Raw genomic sequence first — 24,002 nt, 5'->3', positions numbered from 1 at the left:
CGATAAATAGGTAAAGATGCAAAATGAAAACCGCAACCCAGTGGGTGTAATTTTGTATTTTGTCGGCACATTCCGACGCAGTAAAAAAACAGTCATATTAATCTTTAGGTATTATAAAAAATTGCTTTATTTTCTCCGTAAAAATCATTCAGATATCAAATTGATTTTATTTAAGTTTTTATTTTTTGTTTTTAAGCGAAATCAAGTAGTTATTCCATATTAGACAGATTAATTAAGAGCATTGTAATTATATAGTTCTAAACATATAAACTAAATTAGGCAATATATTAAACAGAGTATAATTAGACATTTCACAAGTATTGATAAAAAGTATAATATATAGCACTGTTTAAATTATCGAAATATCAATTCAACCATAAAGATAACATCATGCAAAAGTTTAATGTCAAAACCTTTCAGGGGTTAATTCTTACGTTACAAGATTACTGGGCTAATCAGGGTTGCAGTGTGATTCAGCCTTTAGATATGGAAGTTGGCGCGGGCACTTCTCATCCTATGACCTGTTTACGCGCACTGGGGCCAGAACCAATTAATGCTGCTTATGTTCAACCCTCACGCCGCCCAACGGATGGTCGCTATGGCGAAAATCCAAATAGGTTACAACATTATTACCAATTTCAAGTTATCTTAAAACCTTCTCCTGATAATATCCAAGAGCTGTATTTAGGCTCGTTAAAACAGTTAGGACTTGATCCCACTGTTAATGATATTCGTTTTGTTGAAGACAATTGGGAAAACCCAACACTTGGTGCATGGGGGCTAGGTTGGGAAGTTTGGTTAAATGGGATGGAAGTAACCCAATTTACTTACTTTCAACAAGTCGGGGGGCTTGAATGTAATCCTGTTACCGGTGAAATTACTTATGGACTTGAACGTTTAGCGATGTATATTCAAGGCGTCGATAGCGTTTATGATTTAGTTTGGAGTGATGGTGCATTTGGTAAAACGACTTATGGCGATGTGTTTCATCAAAACGAAGTTGAGCAATCCACTTATAATTTTGAATATGCGAATGTTGAATTTTTATTTTATTGTTTTGAGCAACACGAAAAAGAAGCAAAATTTTTGCTTGAGTTAGAAAAACCACTTCCACTACCAGCTTATGAACGTATTTTAAAAGCCGCCCACTGTTTTAATTTACTTGATGCACGAAAAGCGATTTCAGTGACAGAGCGACAACGTTATATTTTACGCATCAGAACCTTAACCAAAATGGTGGCGGAAGCCTATTACGCATCACGTGAAGCACTCGGATTTCCTATGTGCCAAAATTCACGATCTAACAAAAGTGCATCAAAGTAGGAATTAACAGATTATGCAAAAAACATTTTTAGTGGAAATCGGTACTGAAGAGTTACCCCCAAAATCACTCCGCACTTTAGCAGAAAGCTTTGCGGCTAATTTTATACAGCAACTTGATAATGCCAGTTTAGAACATGGTGAAGTGCTTTGGTATGCATCTCCCCGCCGTTTAGCGTTAAAAGTCTTAAATTTGAATGATACACAACCCGATAGCCAAATAGTTAAACGTGGTCCTGCGGTCAGTGCGGCATTTGATGCCAATGGTAATGCAACTAAAGCTGCCGAAGGTTGGGCGCGAGGATGTGGTATTACCGTTGATCAAGCTGAGCGTATAAAAACAGATAAAGGCGAATGGCTTTCTTATACTCACAATCAAAAAGGTCAACCAGTAGTTAATCTTTTATGTGATATGGTTAAAACGGCATTAAGCAAATTACCTATCCCTAAACCAATGCGTTGGGCAGCTCGTCAAGTCGAATTTATTCGTCCATGCCATACGGTCACCATGTTGTATGGTGATGAGCTGGTGCCTGGTACCATTTTAGATATTGAGTCAAACCGCGTTATTCGTGGTCACCGTTTTATGGGAGAACAAGAGTTCACTATCGATAATGCCGATCAGTATCCTGAAACTTTGGAACAGCGTGGTAAAGTGATTGCTGATTATGACAAGCGAAAAGCCATGATTAAGCAACAAGCCGAAAGCGAAGCGGCTAAACTGAATGGCAAAGCTGATTTAACTGATACCCTACTTGAAGAAGTTTGTTCTCTCGTTGAGTGGCCTGTTGTGTTAACGGCTAAATTTGAAGAACGATTTTTAGAGGTTCCTGCTGAATCATTGGTTTATACCATGAAAGGCGATCAAAAATACTTTCCTGTTTATGATAAACAAGGCAAATTATTACCAAACTTTATTTTTGTAGCGAATATTGAGTCAAAAGATCCACAAGTCGTGATTTCGGGTAATGAAAAAGTGGTTCGCCCACGCCTTGCTGATGCTGAATTCTTTTATCAAACTGATTTAAAACAACGTTTAGAAGATCGTTTGCCTCGCCTTGATACGGTATTATTCCAACAACAATTGGGTACAGTTAAAGATAAATCACTTCGTATTGAAGCCTTATCTGGTTTTATTGCTGAACATATAGGTACCAATATTGAGCAAGCTAAACGAGCGGGTAAGTTGACTAAATGTGATTTAGTGACTAATACTGTTTTTGAGTTTCCTGAAACGCAAGGCATTATGGGGCGTTATTTGGCACTTAAAGATGGCGAAAGCAGTGAAGTTGCAACCGCTATTGAAGAACAATATAAACCGCGTTTTGCCGGTGATGAATTACCGAGTACGGCTGTGTCTTGTGCGGTTTCTATCGCTGAAAAAATGGATACTCTAGCTGGTATTTTTGGCATTGGTCAGCATCCTAAAGGTGATAAAGATCCTTTTGCATTGCGACGTGCTGCGATTGGTATTTTACGAATTATTGTCGAAAAGGTATTACCTTTAGATCTTGTTGAATTAGCCAATTATGCCGCATCGTTATATGGCGAAAAACTGAATAATAAAAATGTAGTTGAGGATATTGTTAATTTTATGCAAGGTCGTTTCCGCGCTTGGTATCAAGAACAAGGCTTTGCCATTGATACTATTCAAGCAGTTTTAGCGCTTAATCCAACAAAACCGGCTGATTTTGATGCGCGCATTAAAGCAGTCACTCACTTTAGAACCTTGCCAGAATCTTCATCATTAGCAGAGGCTAACAAACGGGTGTCAAATATCTTGTCTAAAGCCGAGATTGCTATTCCAGAGCAGATCAATGTAGCCTTGCTAGAAGCAGGCGCTGAAGGAGAATTAGCTAAAAAATTAGCAATTTTAACTGATAAACTTTCACCTTATTTTAGTGAAGGTCGTTATCAAGATGCGTTAGTTGAATTATCGTCACTAAAAGAAACGGTGAATGCGTTTTTTGATTCTGTCATGGTTATGGTTGACAACGAACAGATTAAACTTAATCGATTAGCACTTTTGAAAAAACTGCAAAACTTATTTTTGAAAGTGGCTGATATTTCGCTACTACAATCATAATTTATATTTAATCATAACAATTAGCGGTAACTTATCCGTTACCGCTAATAAGGCAACGATACAAATATGCAAACAACATTATCTTTTTCTTTGATTTTTAATCAATCCATTAATTTTATTCGAAATCGGTTCTGGCAAATAGCTATAGTCAGTTTGGTGCTGAGTTTAATTACCACAATGATTTATAACAATTTATATGATAAACAAGCGCTTATCCAATTAACTCAAACAGCAAATCCAAAAGCAACACTATCATATTTACTAAAACCTTTCATGATTTTTAGTTTACTATCTCTCATAATAAAATCTATAGTGCTTGCAGTTATATATAACTTTTCTATCAATGATAAATTCAATATAAATTTAATATTATTTAGAATGTTACCGAATGTCTTAAATATAGTTGCTTTTAATGTTGTTTATATAGCCATATCTATTGTGGGCTTTATATTTGCAGCATTGATATTTATCGTTTTAGGTTTCATTTTTCCCAAAAATCTGGTGGTTTTTTTATTTATTGCAATAGCACTTATCTATTCAATTGTTTTAACAACAATTTATTATTATTTTGTTGGTTCCATTATTCAACCGACAGTGAAACCTTTTTTTCAGAAATTTGCTGAAAGCCATAAATATGCACTATCTTATTGGAAATTAGCAGTCCCAATGGTTTTAATCTATTATCTTATCTTAATTGTGATACCGCCAACTTTAAATGCTATTTGTGGTGATAATATTTTATCAACGATTGTTAGCACAACGTTATCATTGTTCTTTGATATTTTTACTATGTGCTTCTTTTATCGTCTTAATATCCTATCGAAAAATAATGAGACAGTATTTAATACGCATGAATAAGATAAAAATTATAATTTAATTATTTAAAAAAGCACAATTTCATCATTACCCTATTAACTTAAGTTAATAGGGGCTCTAAAATTCAAAAATCACTTAATATTATTTCTATCTATTGGATAACGGCTATGACACCAGCTATTAATTTACTTAAGAAGTTAAAAACCAAATTTAACATCCACCAATATAAACACGATCCAAACCAAACTAACTATGGGCAAGAAGCGGTTGATAAACTTGATCCCAGTTTAAATGTCACCGCAGCACAGGTATTTAAAACTCTAGTTGTGAGTTTAAATGGTAATAATAAAACGTTAGCGGTTTGCGTATTGCCTGTCGATAGTCATTTGGATCTTAAAAAAGTAGCAAAAGCATTAAACTGCAAAAAAATAGATTTAGCTGATCCTAATTTAGCCCAAAGAGTAACTGGTTATTTAGTGGGGGGAATTAGTCCACTAGGTCAAAAGCAACAACTATCTACAATTATTGATCTAAGTGCAAATCAGCACTCAACAATATTTATATCAGGCGGCAGGAGAGGAGTAGAAATCGAAATCACGCCTCAAGATTTAGCTAATATATTACAAGCCAAATTGACTGAAATAATCGCTTAAAATTATTAGTAGCATGATTCTTAATTGAGATGCAATGTTATAAATAGGATAGAAAAAAGAAGTACTGTTTTTCTAAAGTACTTTATTCTTTAGGGCAATGATAAGGTCACAAGACTATGCCTTATGCCCTTTTCCCTATGCCCTATGTAACCTACAGCCATGGCCTTAAAATAATGTCCATCAATAAAATCGACAGAAAGAAAAAAGCAACTATTTGATTGCTTCTTTTAAACTTTTACCTGATACGAATGCAGGTACTTTGCTTGCAGCAATTTTAATTTCTTTACCCGTTTTAGGGTTACGGCCAGTACGTTCCTTACGAGCATTAACCTTAAATGTACCAAAGCCAACTAATTGGACTGGTTCACCCGCTTTTAATGATTCAGTAATAGCAGCTAATGTAGCTTCCAATGCTGTTTTAGCAGCGACCTTAGTAATATCAGCTTTGCTAGCAATAGCGTCAATAAGTTCTGTTTTATTCATGGGTATATCCTTACATATTATTTTATTGTTAATGTTAACATCATAAATGAAGCTAAAACTCAAAATTTCAGCTTCGCTACTGTGAAAAGTTTATATTACATGTTAATAAATGTAGTCTATATTTGTCTAATATTAAAGAAAAATTTAATAAAAAATAAAAAAATTACACTTCAAAAGCCCTAACCGCTCAAAAAAACACCAATATTACTTATTCCCTCTGCTCGAATTTCAGCTTTTAATCCTTTTATCAATTCAATCATTTCATTATTTTGATCACGTAATAATCGGAATAATTCCCACTGTAAATCAAATTCATCAATGACACTGGGTAAATTTTGCTGTTCATCTTCTGAAAGGGTAACATTTGTTTTGGTCATTTCAAATTCAGCAACAGTCGTTGCTGATATACTACTAACTTTAGCGGTATGTTCGGCTATTTCACCACTCAAATAAGAGTGTAAAACTTCACCTAGCGCCTGGCAAGCATCAATAGCTGGGTAAACCATATATGGACTATCTTCAGTGACAATCGGAATTATTGCTTCTAATTTTTCAAGCTGTAAATCAAAATTGATTTTTACATCTTCAACTAATAATGATTCCCAAACTAAATCTAGTATTTTTTTGTAACTTTTTGCATCGTCGTCATTTTGCTGTTGTTGACAATAAAAAACAAAATTAGGATACATCCGTTCGCACAGGCAAACCATAAATAAACGTTGTTGCCATTGTGGTAACTTTTCTACTCTTAATTGAACAGGATTTTTAATCATGATGAAACCTTTTTGACTGCCGATGTACTGCTTCAATTAGATGCTGTACATGTTCTATGGGTATATCTTGGTGAATACCATGCCCTAAATTAAAAATATGTCCATTGTAATGACCAAATTCACTAAGAACGGCTTCTACATTGGATTCAATTGTTTGTTTTTCTGCATACAAAACGGAAGGATCTAAATTCCCTTGCACCGCAACTTGCCCTTTTTGAGTGATCTGGCTTAAATTCACCGTCCAATCCACCCCCACTGCATCACAGCCTGTGTTGATTATACTATCCAGCCATAATCCTCCCCCTTTAGTAAATAAAGTAACAGGAATATACGAGGTTATCGTTTCACTTTTTTTACCTTGCTTTAATTGCGACAAGATTAATTGCATATAGTCAAGTGAAAATGTTTGATAATTTTGATGACTCAATACACCGCCCCAAGTATCGAAAATCATAATCGATTGCGCTCCAGCTTGGATTTGCGCATTTAAATATAACGCAATACTATTGGCGAGCTTTTCAAGCAGCAGATGCAGTGCTTTTGGTTCACTATAGAGCATCTTTTTGATTTTAGTAAATGCTTTACTACTGCCCCCTTCAATCATGTAGGTCGCTAATGTCCATGGACTCCCCGAAAAACCTATTAATGGCACTTTACTATTGAGTTCTTTTTTCGTTAATCGAATCGCATCCATCACATATTTAAGTGATTGCTCAGGATCGGGGATGGGTAATTGCTCAATATCGGACAGACAAGATATCGATTTTGCAAATTTTGGGCCTTCGCCCGACTCAAAATATAAGCCAAGCCCCATAGCATCAGGAATAGTTAAAATATCAGAAAAGATAATAGCAGCATCAAGATCGAATCGTTGTAATGGCTGTAAAGTGATTTCGCACGCTAATTCTGGTGTTTGGCACATAGTTATAAAATCACCCACTTTTGCCCTCAACTGACGATACTCAGGCAAATAGCGTCCAGCCTGACGCATCATCCAGATCGGAGTGTAGTCTATAGGTAAACATTGTAAGGCACGTAAATAACGGTCATTTTTTAATTGGCTCATATCTTCAGCTCTTTAAGTAAAGACTATATTTTGTCAAAAAATTTCAGGAAAGTATGCGTTTCAGTATAAAAATCACCTAATTAATCTATTAATTGTGATCTAAAGCCTGAGGTTATGATAATGTGTTTTGAGCATAGCGAATTAAAGTCTCAGAAATAGTTTGCATTACACTGCTTTCAGGCGCAAAACGATGCCAATATAGCATACGTCTTTGATATAATCCTTCCGTTAAATTAATCAATTCACCATTTTTTAATTCTTGTTCAACTTGTAACTTTGGTAGCATGCAACAAGCTGAGCCTTGTTTAGCCAATTGCACAAAAGCCTCGGATGAACTGGTAATATGGCAAACTACACTACCAGGGGTAAGGTTAAAGTTTTCTTGCAAAAAGGCCTGATGCATATCATCTAAATGGTCAAACGCAACTGCAGGTGCTTTTAGTAAAGATGACCGAGTCACGCCATGTGGGAAGTACTTTTTAGCAAAATCAGGCGAAGCCACAAAAATATAATCTAATGCACCTAGCAAATCAGATAAACAACCAGGTAAAGGATTGGGTTGAATACTAATTGCTGCAACCACCGTACCTAAACGGAGAAGTTCTAACGTATGTTCTTCATCTTTGACTTGTATATCAAAACGTAAAATATTTTTATCTAAGACGGGTTTTAATGCAGGTAACAGCCATGTCGCTAAAGAATCAGCATTGATTGCAATCGATAATGACAATGGCGTTGTACTTTGTTCATTATCACCCAACCATTGTTGTTCTAATAACTCAACTTGGTGCAATAACCCTAATAGATGTTCGCCTTGCTTAGTGGCTTTTGGTGGAATTGTTCTAACCAACAATTGTTGACCAAAAAAACTCTCTAGTTGCTTAATACGTTGCGATACTGCAGGCTGTGTAATACATAGTTTATCTGCTGCCCGTTCAAATCCTCGTTCTTTTATCACTGCATCTAATGCTTGTAATGCTCTATAATCTGGACGCTTCATAATCTCTTTACTAATGATTTGATCTTTGCTCATTGCTTGAATATTCAAGTTACTTTAATATCGCAATAAATTTTAAACATATCAAACTTTGAGTTGATATATTTTCTTAAAATCCTAATGATTTTTGCTTTCCAATTGGGTACTATGCCATATATTCAATCATTTTGCTTTCAAAATTTTATTTTTTTAAGAAAAATTATCCTCAAAATAGGGTGATATCATGACACAAGACGAATTAAAAAAGGCCGTAGGCTGGGCAGCATTAAAATTTATCAAACCTGATTCTTATGTCGGTGTAGGAACAGGCTCGACGGCAGCGCATTTTATTGATGCGTTAGCCACAATAAAAGATCAGATCAAAGGCACTGTTTCAAGTTCAGAAGCATCCACTCAAAAATTAAAAAGCTATGGCATTCCAGTACTTGATTGTAATGAAGTCGATAGTTTAGATGTTTATGTCGATGGTGCTGATGAAATAAATCATCATTTGCAAATGATTAAAGGCGGCGGTGCAGCTTTAACACGTGAAAAAATTGTTTCAGCCATTGCCAAACAATTTATTTGTATTGTTGATGAATCAAAAGTGGTTGATGTATTAGGTCAATTTCCATTACCTGTTGAAGTGATTCCGATGGCGCGTTCTTATGTTGCTCGCGAACTATTTAAACTAGGTGGTAAACCCATCTATCGTCAAGGTGTAGTTACGGATAATGGTAATGTGATTTTAGATGTCCATGATCTTATCATTGCCAAACCAATGGAATTAGAAAATCGAATCAATAGCATTGCAGGTGTGGTAACGGTGGGATTATTTGCCAATAAAGGCGCTGATGTTGCGCTTGTCGGATGTAGCACGGGTGTAAAAGAACTAAGGTAAAATCATTTACTAAAACAATTTTATAACGGTATATCACAATAAATACCAATTTTGTATACAGAAAGGAAGAGAGGGGAAAATGGTTGTTCAGGCTTTAACCAAAGATGGAAACAAGTTTTTATTACTTGAAGGCGTTCATCCTAGTGCCATTGAAATATTAAAATCAGCTGGTTTTACCAATATTGAATATCATAAAAGCGCATTATCACCAGCAGAGCTGAAACAAGCCCTGCAAGATGTTCGTTTTATTGGTATTCGTTCAAGAACACATTTAACCAAAGATATAATTGATGCAGCCCCCAAGCTTGCAGGGATTGGCTGCTTTTGTATTGGTACTAATCAAGTTGATTTAGATGCTGCAACAGTGAAAGGCATCCCAGTGTTTAATGCGCCATTTTCTAATACACGATCTGTTGCAGAACTGGTGCTAGCTGAAGCAATTTTATTATTGCGCCGCGTGCCTGAAGCGAATGCTAAAGCGCACCAAGGCAAATGGAACAAAATTGCCACGGGTTCGCACGAAGCACGAGGTAAAAATTTAGGTATTATTGGTTATGGACATATTGGTAGTCAATTAAGCATTTTAGCAGAATCACTGGGCATGAATGTCTACTTTTATGATATTGAAACCAGATTACCGTTGGGTAACGCTAAGCAAATGTCATCAATGAATGAATTACTGGCGTTAAGCGATATTGTTTCCATGCATGTCCCAGAAAACGCAACAACAATCAAAATGATCAGCAACAACGAAATTGATGCAATGAAACCAGGCGCAATTTTAATTAATGCTTCACGCGGTAAAGTTATTGACCTTGATGCATTAACTCAAGCACTAAAAGCTAATAAACTCAGCGGAGCAGCTATTGATGTCTTCCCAACAGAACCTGCAAGTAACAGCGAGCCCTTTGAATCACCATTATGTCAATTTGATAACGTGATTATTACACCGCATATTGGTGGCTCAACTAGCGAAGCGCAAGAAAACATTGGGATTGAAGTTGCCACAAAACTCGCAAAATATTCGGATACTGGTGCAACACTTTCGGCGGTTAACTTTCCTGAAGCCTCTTTACCTATTCCAGCTAAAGGTTCAAGTCGCTTTATTAATATACATCATAATCAGCCTGGTGTACTAACTGCTATCAATACTTTATTTGCGGAACAAGGGCTTAATATTTCAGCACAATATTTACAAACCGATCCTAAAATTGGTTATGTTGTAATTGATATTGAGAGAGTTGAACAAGGTAAAGCTGAAGAGTTGTTAATTAAACTCAAAAACGTACCAGGAACGATCCGAGCAAGGCTGTTGTTTTAGTTTTGACAAAATAAACAAATATGTCACTTATCATTTGATCAGTGGCATAATAAATATAACACTAAGTCAGTCACTATATTACTACTATATAGATAGCAAAAATATTGCTATCTAATGCTCTTAATGAGCCATACTAACTTATACAAGTTTTTTAGAAAGTAAAGTAAATTTATTATTACTAAAAGGATGAAATGTACGTCATCTCTTTGTAGTTATTACGTAGATTAAACGATTAACTGAAAAAATAATTAAATTTTCAATATATAAGAAATCTATTTTTCTGGAAATTTTAACAAAATTGACTTTGATCTACTTTCCGCGGCTCTTTACTTTAATCACTTTAATACCGCTTTGAGTTAGCGCATCATAATATCTATCATCTAAATTATCATCAGTGATAATTGTATCGACAGCGATTAAATCACATACTACATTGGGGCTACGTCTTCCAAATTTGGTTGCGTCAGCTAATAGTATTAATTTTGCAGCGGCTTTACTCATAGCGACGCTACCATGGTAACTTTCATTAAAAGTCGTAACACCACCAACTAAATCAACACCATCAGCGCCCATAAATAACATATCAAATGTATAAGACTCAAACGCCGCAATAGCTAACTCATTATTACTATGGAAAGAAGCTGATTTTCTACGAAACGTTCCTCCCGTTAAAATAATGGTTTGATCATTATCATTAGCAACTAACTCATTAACCATATGCAAGCTGTTTGTCATAATCGTTAGATTGTTAAATTTAGCAAGCGTAGGAATCATTTGAGCAACCGTACTTCCTGCATCAAAAATAATTGAGTCACCCTCATGAATTAACTTAGCTGCTTCTTCAGCTATGGCTTTTTTTTGTGCCGTATTGATATAGGTTTTATGATCAATGGCTCTATCGCCAATTTCTCGATTCAGCATAGCTCCACCATAAGTGCGCAAAACTAAACCACTCTCATAAAGTTGAGTGAGATCTTTACGAATAGTAGTTCCTGTTGTTTTAAAATGCTCAGCTAATTCATCTACACTAACTTGCCCATTGCTTTGCAAATATTCTAAAATAGCTGTTTGTCGTTGTTTTACTTTCATGATTAAATCCCATTACCATGATTGGCATACATAATAAACTAACTCACTTTAAAATATATTATTTCAGAATGAAAGGGAATATTTTTCAAAATAAAAGTGAATTATTTTTTATTTGTGGTTAATGCTATTGCCAGTGCACTTTGGCAAGTCGGATCATTTGGGAAAATATTTTCAGGAATAATTTCACAAGCAGGTAAACCATGTAATTGAATAATCGGCTTAGGTAAAGCAAAAACGGTGATTCCTTTCATTAATATTGAATCAATTACGACCTTATTTTTATCTAATGAAATCGCAATTAATACTCTTGGTTTAAATCGTTTACTTTTACTACGACCAACACCTAAGTAAGTACCTTTTTTCATGGTTAAGAAAGCTTGATTAAAACGACGAATTTGAAACCAACTAAAAATAATTTGGGTACACCATGCAATTAGAGCAATAGCAATTAAAGTGGTGGTCATATTTGTGGTTTCCCCATTTAGTTTAAGTTAGAATAAAATCAAAAGTGCAATAAGTTTTCGATCAACTTTTGCACTTTATTTTAGCTAGAACATCACTTGTCCGCCAGTAATATTGATTGATTGCCCTGTACAATAAGATGCTTTATCGCTTGCATAAAATAACAATACATTAAGCACATCTTGATAATCACAACCGCGTTTGAGTGGTACTTTATCAATATAAACTTGCTCAACTTGATTTTCTGGAATACCTAATTTTTTAGCGTATTGTGGTATTAGGGATTGAAACATTGGTGATTTCAATAAATTACCCAACATTAATGAATTTACGGTAATACCGTACTCGGCAAGATCAAGTGCAAGCGATTGGGTTAGTCCAATACCACCAAATTTAGCGGCGCTGTAACCAGAATTATGTTTACTACCCACTTTACCTGATTTGGAGTTAATTTGAATAATTCGCCCATGAATTTTGTATTTTACCATTAATTTAGCAAACTCACGCGCACATAAAAAATAGCCGGTAAGGTTTACATTGACCGATAATTGAAAATCGTTTAATGCAAAATTAGTAATAGGTGCTGCTCGCGCAATACCTGCGCTATAGACCATTAAATCAACGCGTTTGAAAGCATCATCGACATCTTGGGCAAGTTTAATTACACTGTTTTCATTTGTTGCATCAACACCAAATCCTTTTGCTGTACCTTCGCCATGTTTTTGGTTAATTTCCTCTGCGACTTTATTCGCATTAGCAATATTTAAATCAGCAACAACAACTTTATAACCAGCATCCGCTATACCTTTGCATAAAAATTCACCTAACGTTTGACCACCACCAATAACAACTGTTACTTGTTTCATTTTTATGTTCCTTAATCGTTTACAATTCTAATTTCATCACCTACAAAAAGCTGAGTCGGAATTTCACCTTCTACGTGAACAGCTCCTGGTAATTCAGCTTGGCTATTACCATCAAACTTTAATGTGATATGTCCCAATTCTCGAAAATTAACACTACCTACATCACCTACCGCAGTAATTTTATAAATATGTTTACCTAATTGAATGATCTGTCCGGCTTGCAAATCTTGCTTCAAATCATCATGACTGTGAATAAAACAGTAATCAGATAAATCTACAGGTGCGCCGTTTTTAAATAGGATCAACATACCGTCAGCTAATGCTTCTTGGGCAAACTCACCAATTTGTTTTATTTTTGAACTATAGATAACATTTGACATGATTAACCTTCTTATTTTTTTACATTTGATATAAGTCTTTTCATTTCTACCGGTTGCTTAAGATGGGATGGATGGATGGATGTATCTCCCCCCCATCTTTAAAATCATTTACTGATATATAAATAACGAAACGGCCCAGGCAATTAATACTGTTGGTGCGCCAGTTAAAAAGCGACTAACCAACACTGATGGCACCCCTATTCTCACCGTCTCTTGTTTAGCTTCAGCAAGTGATAAACCAACAGGAATAAAATCACATGCAGCTTGTGCATTAATTGCAAACAATGCTGGCAATGCTAAATGAGGAGGAATATTTCCAAGTCCAATTTGCACACCAACTAAAGTACCAATAACTTGAGCAATAACCGCTCCAGGACCTAAAAACGGAGACAACAATGGGAAGGAGCAGATCAAGGCTAATATAATAAGACCAACTGGATTGTTTGCTAGCGGAACAAGTCCATGCGCAATAAAGTTACCTAATCCAGAAGCAATAATGATCCCTATTAGTGCCGATACAAACGCCATAAAAGGAAGTATTGTTTTAAATACTGTATCAATAGTATCACGACCAGCCTGAAAGAAAATTGCAACACCAGATCCCATACCAATACCAATTTTTGCTAATAATCCATCGCTCTGTTCAGTGATTTTCTTACTGCTATCATATTTCTTAAATTCAGATGTTTTATTATCTATTTGTGGCTCTTCGACTACTGGTGGCGTTTCGCTTAAAACTTCACCGCATTTTTCTATCAACTTAATATTGTGAGGTTTTACCCCTGAAACATAGATGTCCTCGATGATATATTGAGCAAGTGGCCCAGATTTACCTGTTGCATGAATATTAACTGTTGGAACGCGTTTTTTTGGGTAAATACCACAACGTAATGTTCCACCACAGTCAATAACAGCTACACCTATTTCTTCTTTAGGCGGCTCACCCTCTTTGAAACCATCAATGGCTTGCCATCCAGTTAATTCCAACAGTGTATCAACTATCGCTGGACGAGTACCTGCAGCAATATAAACAATTTTTTTTCCTGCAATGACGGGAAGTTCCAAGGGTCCACCCCAACCAGATTCACCTTTTTCAATATGAATAAATTTAGGCATTTTTTATATTCCTTAACATGGTTATAAATGAACTTTTTTTTCTAATTTAATATCCATTTTTCTTTCAAAAATAGCGGTACAAAAGTCAGTAATCCAACCTCTAAAGAAGTTAGTACCTAAACCGACAAGAAAATAGCTCACAGCAAGAGGACCTAAAGGTAAATTTAATGTAGTTAAACCAGCAGCTATCCCCAAATAAACAAAAAGCTCTCCAGGATTAACGTGTGGAAATAATCCATTCATTGAATGACAACTATAAGAAGCCGCCGCATAATAACTTGGTTTGTAAAACTCCGGCATAAATCGACCTAAACTTAATGTCATTGGATTACAAAAAACAAAAGTCCCAATGAGCGGTAATAGCATGTATCTAGAAATTGGATTACCCGCACAAGCTTGCGCTAAATGCTCAATCCTTTCTTGCCCTATAAATTTAATTACTGCATTCATCACTACAAGTAATGAAATTAATAACGGCAAAATGCTAGTTACCATACCCACAAATACTTTGCCTCCCTCTTGGAATAAACCAATAAACCACTCGGCACCAAATGAAATAGAATCAATCATATTGTCTCCTATTGAGTTAAATTTCATGAAAAATAGTATCAAGTCTAAAAACTAAAATCTTTTAAGATGATCACAGTTTGAAATATTTTGTTTTATTTTGAAAGATAAAATTTCAAATGAATAGGAAAAAGAAAGAAATAAAACAAAGAACCATAGGTTTCTAAAATAACAATGATAGTAAAAAATTAATGTTTTTTATTGGACATTAACATTAAGTTGGCGTAATTTTGTCAATACGGTTATTTATTATTCAATTTAAGGAGAATATATCATGGCTAAAAGTACGACTTCTGCTAAAAAACTACAACAAGCAGCAATTTTGTTTCCTACTGATTTAGGTCAAAAGGCATCAAAAGATATTTCTGGAGCAATGAATTCTGTTTTAGCAGATGTATTTGCTTTATATTTAAAAACCAAAAACTTTCATTGGCACGTTAGTGGTCCCCATTTTCGTGATTACCACTTAATGCTAGATGATCATGGTGAAGAGCTATTTGCAATGACAGATCCAATTGCTGAACGTGTCCGCAAATTAGGTGGTACAACACTACGTTCAATTGGACACATTGCTAAATTACAAAGCATTTCGGATAATGATGCTGATTTTGTTGAACCTTCTGATATGCTAGCCGAGCTTTGCCAAGATAATGTAAGACTAACAGAGCGTATGCGTGTAGCCCATGATATTTGTGGTAAATACAATGACACCGCAACTGCAAGTTTAATTGAAGAATGGATAGATCAAACTGAAAAACGGGCATGGTTCTTATTTGAAGCCGGTCGAAAAGTTGACTCATCAGGACATTAATAAATCATTATTAATGACAATAAAATAAGAGGCATAAACAATGCCTTTTATTTAACATAAGTGGAGATTTAAGATGAGTAAAAGAATTGCTGTACTGGTCGGGAGTTTACGTAAAGACTCTTATAACTTAAAAGTGGCAAAAGTTTTTCAGAAAATTGCACCACCATCACTTTCATTACAAATCATCCAAATTGGGGATTTACCTTTATATAATGAAGATATTGATAATGATACCCCACCTGCCTGTTATACTCGTTTCCGCAAAGAAATAGCCGATTGTCAGGGTGTTATTTTTGTGACGCCAGAATATAATCGTGGCGTTCCTGCGGTTATCAAAAATGCGATAGATGTTGGTTCGCGCCCTTATGGTAAGAGCATATGGTCAGAAAAACCGGCTGCAATTATTTCTGTTTCGCAAGGTGCAATTGGTGGGTTTGGTGCAAATCATCAATTACGCCAATCTTTAGTATTTCTTGATATGCCAACATTACAACAACCAGAAGCTTATTTTGGTGGTGTTAGCGCTGCTTTTGATAAGCAAAACAATATTACTGAAAAGAGTAAAGAGTTTTTGTCATTATTTATTAATACTTATGCTACTTGGGTTGAAAAATTAAGTTAATTGATATAAATTTCCACATTCACAGCCAAAAATAATTGGCTGTGCATCTGATTCAATTAGTCTTTTATATTCCTCTGTGATGAAAATATTAATACCAACAAGTGAACAAGAATTATTGTATCGTGCTCAGTTAGTTGCAGGCTATTCTTTTGGTGAGATAGCTGAGTATTTAAACATTCCTATACCAGCTAACTTAAACAAACAAAAAGGTTGGGTGGGTAACCTTATTGAAAATTTTTTAGGTGCAAATGCTGGAAGTAAAGCTGAGCAAGATTTTGCTAACCTTGGTATAGAACTAAAAACCATTCCTGTTGATAAACAAGGTAAACCATTAGAAACCACCTTTGTCAGTGTTACACCCTTAATGGCTAATCATGGCGTTATTTGGGAAACAAGCCATGTCAAATATAAACTTTCCAAAGTACTGTGGATTCCAATCGAAGGGCAAAGAACCATTCCGTTAGTCGAGCGAAAAGTTGGGCTCCCTATTTTATGGACGCCAACTCCTGAACAAGAACAGCAGCTTAAACAAGATTGGCAAGAATTGATGGATATGATAGCTCTAGGGCAAGTTGAAAAAATTACAGCTCGATATGGCACTTATCTACAAATTAGGCCGAAAGCAGCCAATGGAAAAGCACTCACCGAAGCAATTGGTGAAAATGGTCAAATTATTTTAACGCGCCCACGTGGGTTTTATTTAAAAAAAACATTTACGATGCAAATTTTACAAGCTTCAATAAGTTAATTACTTTAATGACAACAAAATATTTTATCATTGAGAAATAGTAAAGTTTTTGGCAATAAATCACGATACCTTTCTAAAAATAAAGAACTTCTTTCTGCTCATTTTACAAAAAATCCAATCTACATCACATTTCTTCACATTGGTGATTTACTTTGAGAAAGTGTGAATATAAAGTTAAATTAACATTTGTGATTTAAATAGAGAATTTGTGAGAGGTGCTAAATGAATATTATTTTGGCTGGACACGGAAAAATTGCCTATGAAATGAAAAATAGTATTGAGATGATTGCGGGACAATACTCTAATTTATATGCGATAACTTTTGAACCAGGGGATAGCATTGATAACCTAAAAGATAAATATCTAAAAATTATTAACCAATCAGAATCCAAACAGTTCATTATTATCACTGATATATTTTCTGGTAGTCCTTATAACGCAGCCTCCATTCTAGCCATGCAGTTAGGTAATATCGAAATAATTAGCGGCTTATCTCTACCACTTTGCTTAGAGTTATTAAATCTTGATTTGTCTTTAATTAATATTGAAAACGCCTATGAACAACTTAACGAAGTTAAATTGGATTTTATTAAATCTTTCAAATCACTATCTAAAAATATATCTACAGATGAGGAGTTATAAATGATCATAAATTTAGTTCGTATCGATGACCGATTGATTCATGGTCAAGTTACCACCGTTTGGACAAAAGAAGCCAAAGCAGAAAGAATTATCATTGTGAGTGATGAGGTTGCTAATGATCAAATTCGTTCAGCACTAGTTAAACAGGCAGCTCCTCCTGGAATTAAAGTGTCTGTGGTTAGTATTGATAAAGCCGCTGCGGTCTATAAAAATCCTAAATATGAAAATGATACTGTTTTTTATCTTTTCACCAATCCAACCGATGTCTTGCGATTAGTCAATGCAGACGTTCCTATTAAAGAGGTTAATATTGGAGGAATGTCGTTTAAAGAGGGAAAAAAACAAATTACCAAAGCGGTTTCCGTCGACGAAAATGACATATCTGCATTCAAAAAAATGCATGAGATGGGTATCAATCTATGTTTAAAAGCCGTTATTACCGATCCGAATGTTGATTTTATTAAATTTCTTTAACCAGGTTATTCAAATTAACTAACATAATAAATGGTAGGAGGAAAACATGGACATTTCAATACTGCAAATCATGTTCATATTTATTTTCTCGTGTATCGCAGGAATGGGAAGCGTACTTGATGAGTTTCAAACACATCGTCCATTGATTGCATGTACCGTAATTGGCCTAATATTAGGAGATATAAAAACAGGTATCATTTTAGGTGGTACGCTTGAGCTAATCGCATTGGGTTGGATGAATATTGGGTCCGCACAATCTCCCGATTCTGCGTTGGCAAGTGTGATATCAACAATCTTAGTTGTTATAGGACAGCAAGATATCCAAACAGGGATAGCCATAGCACTTCCTGTTGCCGCGGCAGGGCAAATATTAACCGTTTTTGCAAGAACTATCACGGTAATTTTTCAGCATGAAGCAGATAAAGCAGCAGACAAAGTTCAATTCCGAAAGATTGAATTACTCCATTTTAGTGCTCTTTTTGTACAAGCATTAAGAGTTTCTATCCCTGCCACTCTCGTTGCCATTTATGTTAATGCAAATACTGTGCAATCCCTATTAAACATGTTACCCGATATTGTCACTGGTGGGCTTGCTGTTGCTGGTGGATTTATCGTTGTTGTCGGTTATGCAATGGTGTTAAACATGATGATTGTTAAATATTTAGCCCCTTTTTTCTATTTAGGTTTTGTTTTAGGTGGATATCTAAATTTTAGTTTACTTTCATTTGGTATTTTGGGGGTTATTTTTGCCATTATTTATGTTCAATTAAACCCAAAGTTCAATGTAATAAAAACTAATAACGAAATTGGAAATTCAATGACAAATACCAACCAAATAATCACTGATGATGAATTAGAAGAATAATTTATAGGAAGTATATTATGAAAGAAATGTCAAAAACCATTCAAAAAAAAGATGTGATTAGTACTTTTATTCGTTCTAATTTCCAACAAGCTTCTTTTAATTATGAGCGTATTCATGCGCTTGCTTTTTGTGTGGATATGATTCCGACAATCAAACGAGTTTATCAAACCCAAGAGGAACAACGCCAAGCATTAAAAAGGCATTTAGCGTTTTTCAACACGACCCCTACAATGTGTGGGCCCGTGCTTGGTGTCACTATAGCGATGGAAGAAGCAAGAGCAAATGGCGCACCAATTAATGATGGAACAATCAATAGCCTCAAAATTGGATTAATGGGACCTTTAGCAGGGGTCGGAGATCCCCTTGTATGGGGTACATTACGACCTATTACTGCAGCACTTGGCGCATCTTTAGCACTCAATGGAAATATGGCAGGTCCATTATTATTTTTTATTTTGTTTAATTTCGTCAGACTTGCCATGAAATGGTATGGTTTAACCTATGGATTATCGAAAGGAATCGGTATTGTTAAAGATCTTTCAGGTAATATCTTGCCTAAACTGACAGAAGGTGCTTCTATTCTTGGTTTATTTATTATGGGCGTATTAGTGACCCAATGGACTTCAATAAATGTCCCTTTAGTTGTATCTAAAACTGCCGACACAAATGGTAATGAAATCGTTATGACAGTACAAGGTATACTCAATGACCTTGTACCAGGTTTACTACCGTTGGGTCTAACACTTTTAATGATGAAATTGCTCCGAAAAAAAGTCAGCCCAATTATCTTAATTTTTGCATTATTTACCGTGGGTATTATTGGCTATGGGTTAGGTATTTTAGCTTAAAATACAACTAAAAAGTCTTAAAAAGATATGTAATATTTTTAACTAAAGGAAATAAAACAAATTGTTATCAATACATTTTTCCTTACAACTGCAGGTATAACAAGGTGTTTATGCATTATTGAGTATAAATTTGTATCAAATTTATTTTATTAAAGAGGAATATATGAAAACGCAAGCTGTTCGATTATATGGGAAAAATGATCTTCGATTAGAATCTTTTGAACTTCCACCTATCACAGATGATGAAGTGTTAGTATCTGTCATTGTTGACAGTATGTGCATGTCTTCATTAAAGCTAGTAAATCAAGGTGAAAACCATAAAAAAACCCCACCAGATCTAGAAAACAATCCAATCATTATTGGACATGAATGCTGTGGTGATATTTTGCAAGTAGGTAAAAATTGGCAACATAAATTTAAACAAGGGCAAAAATATGTCATACAAGCCAACTTACAGCTCACTAATAGCCCTTATTGTGTGGGTTACTCTTATCCTAATATGGGGGGATGTGCAACCTATATGATAGTCAATCGCGACGTATTACAACAAGATTGTTTAATACCTTATAATGGAAAAACTTATTTTGAAGGTGCGTTAATTGAACCCTTATCCTGTGTTATTGGTGCTTTTAATGCTAGCTATCATTTGAAACCAAATAGTTACGATCATATTATGGGAATAAAGCCTAATGGTGAATTGCTTATATTAGGGGGAACAGGCCCTATGGGGATGCTTGCAATAGACTATGCTTTAGGGGGGGCGATAAAACCCAAAAAAGTGGTTGTCACTGGGCGAAACAAAGAAAAAATAGCACATCTAAAAACACTATATCAATCACGCAATGGGGTTGAACTTGAATTCGTCAATATATCTGAATGCGAAGATCAATTGTCTCTATTGCAAAATCAATCTTCCAAAAATTGTTTTGATGATATCTTTATCTTTTTACCATCAAAAGAGTTAATTCATTTAGCATCGCAATTATTAGCATTTGACGGTTGTCTGAATTTTTTTGCTGGCCCTCAAGATAAAAATTTCGAAGCAGAAATTAATTTTTATGATGTCCATTATAATTTTACTCATATTGTTGGAACATCAGGAGGAAATACTGATGATATGCGCTTAGCTGTTAAGTTAATTGAGTCAGGCAAGATTGAAGTTGCTAAAATTGTTTCGCATATAATGGGAATCGCTCAAGCCTGTGAAATAACTCAACGACAAGATAAAATTAGAGGTGGAAAAAAATTAGTTTACACTCATAAGCAATTTGAGCTTAAAAGTTTAGAATCGTTAACAGATAGTAGTGATGATGTAGCATTAAAGAAAATATTACATAAAAACCATAATATTTGGTCAAAAGAAGCCGAAGATTTTGTATTAAACAATTTTCCTGATATTGAGTCTTAATTTTTTTGTTATACTTTAATAGCATCAAGATGCCATAATATGAATTATCATTCATGACATCTTGATATTCTTTAAATAAATAGTGATTAAAAAAAACATGACTAATAAGATAATACGACCATGATCAATAATAACTTTGGTAACTACGATTTTGAGCAACACAAATTATTAATAAAAATAGCTCAACTCTATTATGAAGAAAATAAAACTCAATCCGAAATAGCCAAAATCGTTAATATACATAGATCAAGTATTAGTCGAATGCTAAAAGTAATACGAGAATTAGGTATTGTTTCTATCTCAATAAATTACGATCTACTTCCCAATATTGCATTAGAAGAAAAAATTCTTAATAAATATAATTTGAAACAAGTTATTGTTGTACCTGTCAATCAAAATGTTGATAATGACAGCAAAAATCAAATTGTTTGTAGTGTTGCTGCAAATGTATTAGTCAAAAATATTCATGATAACGATGTTATTGGCATTTCATGGGGACGCACAATTAATTATATTGTTAGCAGTTTAAAAAATGACAACACTCAATTCAATAATACGACTATTGTACCAATGATTGGGGGACCATCAGGAAAAATTGAAACAAAATATCACGTCAATAATATTGCTTATAAACTTTCGAATAAATTAAATAGTCAAGCTATACTGATTGATTACCCTGCCATTGTTGATACCGAGCCTTTAAAAATAGAAATTGAAAAAACTCAACATATGAAAGAGTTGAAAGATTGGTGGAGTAAGATAACAGTCGCGCTATTTAGTATCGGTTGTCCTGCTATCTCAAAAAGTTCAATTTGGTATGGGTTTTATGGAGAGTTGTTCCAAACGATTGCCAATAAAAATATTGTAGGTGATATACTATCCCGCTTTTTCGATCAAAATGGGCATGAATTAACGACGCCATTTTGCAATCAAATTATCGGAGTGACATTAGACAATCTGAAAAAAATTCCTTTAAAAATATGTGCAAGTGGTGATTGCGAAAAAATTAATAGTTTAAAAGCGGCACTAAATGCGAATTATATTGATATATTAGTAATTAGTGATGAAATGTCCGCCCAATTAATTAACTAATTTTTTCAACTAAAACGATTAGCAAATAGCCTTGGTTACTACACAATAATATTGTCTATAAGGCTTAATACTATAAAAAGCTAAAAGATATCAAATATTAGAATTTTCGAATTTCTTTGATAATTATAAAGTTGTTTCTTTTTAATGGGCAAGTCTTCCACTTCTGCTGGATTAAAGCCTTTTTCTCTAAACCAGTGGATGCTACATGTCGTTAAAACAAAAACTTTTTCAAGCCCTAACTGGATTGATTTCTCCATTAATTTTTCAATGAGAATATCTCCTCGAGACGAATTACGATATTCTGGATGAATAGCCACACAGGCTATTTCGCCCATTTTTTCTTCAAAATAAGGGTAAAGCGCAGCACAACCAATTGTCATGTTATCTCGTTCAATAATGGTAAATTTATCAATTTCCATTTCTAATTGTTCTCGTGAGCGTTTGACCAAAATACCTTGCTCTTCAAGCGGACGAATGAGCTCTAAAATTCCACCGATATCGTTAATGGTTGCCGAACGAACCTGTTCAGAATGTTCCATCGAAACTTGTGTTCCAATACCATCGCGCGAAAATAATTCTTGTAAAATGGAGCCATCAATCAAATAACTTACTAAGTGACTTCGCCTAACTCCACTACGGCATGCTTTGGATGCTGCACGTAAAAAACGTGCTTCACTAGATAAATATTTGCCTTGTTGTTCTTTTTGTTTGACATAATTATCCGCATCAACAGGATAAAGGTCAGTAATAACCCAGCCTTGTTCATCTAAAACACCTTGTTCAGCACAAAAGCTGATTAATTTATCCGCTTTTAAGCGAATGGCAACTTCAGCGGCAACATCCTCAGATGCTAAATTAAAACTTTCACCAGTAACCGAAACACCAACTGGACTTAATAATACAATAGAGCCACGATCTAGCTGTTCCGCTATAGCCTCGTTGTTTATACGGCGGATTTTACCTGTATGGCAGTAATCAACACCATCATCTACACCCAAAGGTTGTGCAATCACAAAATTACCACTGATAACACTGATATGAGCACCTTGTAATGGGGTATTATTTAAGCTCATTGATAAACTTGCAGTAATATTAAGTTGTAATGATCCTGTAATTTGTTTAATGATGTCTAGTGTTGTTGCATCAGTAATGCGCGTATTTTTATGATATTTAGGTTCAATATTATGATTTTTTAAAGCTTCATCGATCTGATTACGAGCGCCATTGACAATAACAAGTTTAATACCAAGACTATAGAGTAAACCAATATCGCTGATAATACTTGAATAATTATTACTTTTTAACAGTGCACCCGTGAGTAAGATTACAAATGTTTTACCATGATGTGCATTAATATAAGGTACTGAATGTCTTAACCCATCAACTAACTCGGTTGTACGTTCTTTCATTTTTACAATCACCTTAAGTGAATATTTATTCATATTTTATGTGATTTTATTTGTTTTCATTCTAAAGGCAAGTAATATTTTAAGTATTTATAAATAATCTTAAAATTCACTATTAATAAAAATAAAAGCTTAAAATCGATGATTATTTGATTGAAAAATAACTGATTAACAAAACATTGATCTGTTAGTCACGAAGATTAAATTAAAA

At 34.5% G+C, this 24,002-nt stretch carries 26 protein-coding genes; 15 read left to right on the top strand and 11 right to left on the bottom strand.

Annotated elements, in window-relative coordinates; translation table 11 throughout:
* Positions 1–390: 390 nt before the first annotated feature.
* The 4 genes from glyQ (at position 391) to ybaK (ending at position 4,875) form a co-directional block, all read left to right on the top strand.
* A complete protein-coding gene (gene glyQ, locus A9G22_RS02860) occupies positions 391–1,323 on the top strand; it encodes a glycine--tRNA ligase subunit alpha (RefSeq protein ID WP_065587179.1) in 933 nt (310 codons plus the stop codon).
* A 10-nt stretch (positions 1,324–1,333) separates the two neighbouring features.
* On the top strand, positions 1,334–3,406 hold the full coding sequence (gene glyS / locus A9G22_RS02855) for a glycine--tRNA ligase subunit beta (protein WP_075508326.1): 2,073 nt from the start codon (positions 1,334–1,336) through the stop codon (positions 3,404–3,406).
* 66 nt (positions 3,407–3,472) lie between these two features.
* Complete coding sequence (locus tag A9G22_RS02850; RefSeq protein ID WP_065587177.1) at positions 3,473–4,264, top strand: hypothetical protein; 792 nt, start codon at positions 3,473–3,475, stop codon at positions 4,262–4,264.
* A gap of 125 nt (positions 4,265–4,389) precedes the next feature.
* Positions 4,390–4,875: a Cys-tRNA(Pro) deacylase gene (ybaK, locus tag A9G22_RS02845; protein WP_065587176.1), complete on the top strand. Its 486-nt coding sequence runs from the start codon at positions 4,390–4,392 to the stop codon at positions 4,873–4,875.
* Between the two features lie 210 nt (positions 4,876–5,085).
* On the opposite strand, the gene A9G22_RS02840 is transcribed toward ybaK, so the two are convergent.
* From A9G22_RS02840 to A9G22_RS02825, 4 genes are all read right to left on the bottom strand, one after another.
* The gene (locus tag A9G22_RS02840; RefSeq protein ID WP_065587175.1) at positions 5,086–5,358 is read right to left on the bottom strand and encodes an HU family DNA-binding protein; all 273 of its coding nucleotides are present in this window, start codon (positions 5,356–5,358) and stop codon (positions 5,086–5,088) included.
* Between the two features lie 179 nt (positions 5,359–5,537).
* Positions 5,538–6,131 (bottom strand): YjaG family protein, encoded by a 594-nt coding sequence (locus tag A9G22_RS02835; RefSeq protein WP_075508325.1) that lies wholly within the window; start codon positions 6,129–6,131, stop codon positions 5,538–5,540.
* Positions 6,124–7,197: a uroporphyrinogen decarboxylase gene (hemE, locus tag A9G22_RS02830; protein WP_065587173.1), complete on the bottom strand. Its 1,074-nt coding sequence runs from the start codon at positions 7,195–7,197 to the stop codon at positions 6,124–6,126. The genes A9G22_RS02835 and hemE overlap by 8 nt, the downstream gene beginning before the upstream one ends.
* Positions 7,198–7,309: 112 nt before the next feature.
* The gene (locus A9G22_RS02825; RefSeq protein ID WP_065587172.1) at positions 7,310–8,197 is read right to left on the bottom strand and encodes a LysR family transcriptional regulator ArgP; all 888 of its coding nucleotides are present in this window, start codon (positions 8,195–8,197) and stop codon (positions 7,310–7,312) included.
* Between the two features lie 220 nt (positions 8,198–8,417).
* Here A9G22_RS02825 and rpiA point away from each other — a divergent pair, with 220 nt between their 5' ends.
* Both rpiA and serA read left to right on the top strand, forming a co-directional pair.
* A complete protein-coding gene (gene rpiA / locus A9G22_RS02820) occupies positions 8,418–9,074 on the top strand; it encodes a ribose-5-phosphate isomerase RpiA (protein ID WP_065587171.1) in 657 nt (218 codons plus the stop codon).
* Positions 9,075–9,153: 79 nt separating this feature from the next.
* Positions 9,154–10,395, top strand: coding sequence for a phosphoglycerate dehydrogenase (serA, locus tag A9G22_RS02815; protein WP_075508324.1), 1,242 nt, complete (start codon positions 9,154–9,156; stop codon positions 10,393–10,395).
* 309 nt (positions 10,396–10,704) lie between these two features.
* On the opposite strand, the gene srlR is transcribed toward serA, so the two are convergent.
* From srlR to srlA, 6 genes are all read right to left on the bottom strand, one after another.
* Positions 10,705–11,484, bottom strand: a complete 780-nt coding sequence (gene srlR / locus A9G22_RS02810) for a glucitol operon DNA-binding transcriptional repressor SrlR (RefSeq protein WP_065587169.1) — start codon at positions 11,482–11,484, stop codon at positions 10,705–10,707.
* 101 nt (positions 11,485–11,585) lie between these two features.
* Positions 11,586–11,948: a transcriptional regulator GutM gene (locus A9G22_RS02805; RefSeq protein ID WP_075508323.1), complete on the bottom strand. Its 363-nt coding sequence runs from the start codon at positions 11,946–11,948 to the stop codon at positions 11,586–11,588.
* A gap of 84 nt (positions 11,949–12,032) precedes the next feature.
* Entirely contained in the window at positions 12,033–12,812 is a 780-nt protein-coding gene (gene srlD, locus A9G22_RS02800; RefSeq protein WP_075508322.1) for a sorbitol-6-phosphate dehydrogenase, read from the bottom strand.
* An 11-nt stretch (positions 12,813–12,823) separates the two neighbouring features.
* Entirely contained in the window at positions 12,824–13,192 is a 369-nt protein-coding gene (locus A9G22_RS02795) for a PTS glucitol/sorbitol transporter subunit IIA (protein ID WP_075508321.1), read from the bottom strand.
* Positions 13,193–13,300: 108 nt separating this feature from the next.
* A complete protein-coding gene (gene srlE, locus A9G22_RS02790) occupies positions 13,301–14,308 on the bottom strand; it encodes a PTS glucitol/sorbitol transporter subunit IIB (protein WP_075508320.1) in 1,008 nt (335 codons plus the stop codon).
* Positions 14,309–14,329: 21 nt separating this feature from the next.
* Complete coding sequence (gene srlA, locus A9G22_RS02785; protein WP_065587164.1) at positions 14,330–14,878, bottom strand: PTS glucitol/sorbitol transporter subunit IIC; 549 nt, start codon at positions 14,876–14,878, stop codon at positions 14,330–14,332.
* Positions 14,879–15,149: 271 nt separating this feature from the next.
* Between srlA and A9G22_RS02780 the strand changes: the two genes are divergently transcribed.
* From A9G22_RS02780 to A9G22_RS02740, 9 genes are all read left to right on the top strand, one after another.
* Positions 15,150–15,686, top strand: coding sequence for a Dps family protein (locus A9G22_RS02780; protein ID WP_065587163.1), 537 nt, complete (start codon positions 15,150–15,152; stop codon positions 15,684–15,686).
* 73 nt (positions 15,687–15,759) lie between these two features.
* Entirely contained in the window at positions 15,760–16,308 is a 549-nt protein-coding gene (locus A9G22_RS02775; protein ID WP_075508319.1) for an NADPH-dependent FMN reductase, read from the top strand.
* Between the two features lie 79 nt (positions 16,309–16,387).
* Positions 16,388–17,056 (top strand): DNA mismatch repair endonuclease MutH, encoded by a 669-nt coding sequence (mutH, locus tag A9G22_RS02770; RefSeq protein ID WP_065587161.1) that lies wholly within the window; start codon positions 16,388–16,390, stop codon positions 17,054–17,056.
* A 222-nt stretch (positions 17,057–17,278) separates the two neighbouring features.
* A complete protein-coding gene (locus A9G22_RS02765) occupies positions 17,279–17,698 on the top strand; it encodes a PTS sugar transporter subunit IIA (protein ID WP_065587160.1) in 420 nt (139 codons plus the stop codon).
* Entirely contained in the window at positions 17,699–18,172 is a 474-nt protein-coding gene (locus A9G22_RS02760) for a PTS system mannose/fructose/N-acetylgalactosamine-transporter subunit IIB (protein ID WP_065587159.1), read from the top strand.
* Between the two features lie 46 nt (positions 18,173–18,218).
* Positions 18,219–19,037 carry a PTS mannose/fructose/sorbose transporter subunit IIC gene (locus A9G22_RS02755; RefSeq protein WP_065587158.1) on the top strand — a complete coding sequence of 273 codons (819 nt, stop codon included), beginning with the start codon at positions 18,219–18,221 and terminating at the stop codon, positions 19,035–19,037.
* A 26-nt stretch (positions 19,038–19,063) separates the two neighbouring features.
* Complete coding sequence (locus A9G22_RS02750) at positions 19,064–19,885, top strand: mannose/fructose/sorbose PTS transporter subunit IID (protein WP_218058732.1); 822 nt, start codon at positions 19,064–19,066, stop codon at positions 19,883–19,885.
* Positions 19,886–20,048: 163 nt separating this feature from the next.
* Positions 20,049–21,293: a zinc-binding dehydrogenase gene (locus A9G22_RS02745; RefSeq protein ID WP_065587156.1), complete on the top strand. Its 1,245-nt coding sequence runs from the start codon at positions 20,049–20,051 to the stop codon at positions 21,291–21,293.
* A gap of 120 nt (positions 21,294–21,413) precedes the next feature.
* The gene (locus A9G22_RS02740; RefSeq protein ID WP_065587155.1) at positions 21,414–22,385 is read left to right on the top strand and encodes a sugar-binding transcriptional regulator; all 972 of its coding nucleotides are present in this window, start codon (positions 21,414–21,416) and stop codon (positions 22,383–22,385) included.
* Between the two features lie 80 nt (positions 22,386–22,465).
* Here the strand turns inward: A9G22_RS02740 and argA are convergent, their stop codons facing one another.
* Complete coding sequence (gene argA / locus A9G22_RS02735) at positions 22,466–23,794, bottom strand: amino-acid N-acetyltransferase (protein WP_075508318.1); 1,329 nt, start codon at positions 23,792–23,794, stop codon at positions 22,466–22,468.
* Positions 23,795–24,002: the final 208 nt, after the last annotated feature.

It is taken from the genome of Gilliamella sp. App2-1, from assembly GCF_001690255.1.
Lineage (GTDB): Bacteria > Pseudomonadota > Gammaproteobacteria > Enterobacterales > Orbaceae > Gilliamella > Gilliamella apicola_G.
Note: the sequence above shows the minus strand (reverse complement) of the source record. Positions and strands in the feature narration are given on the sequence as shown.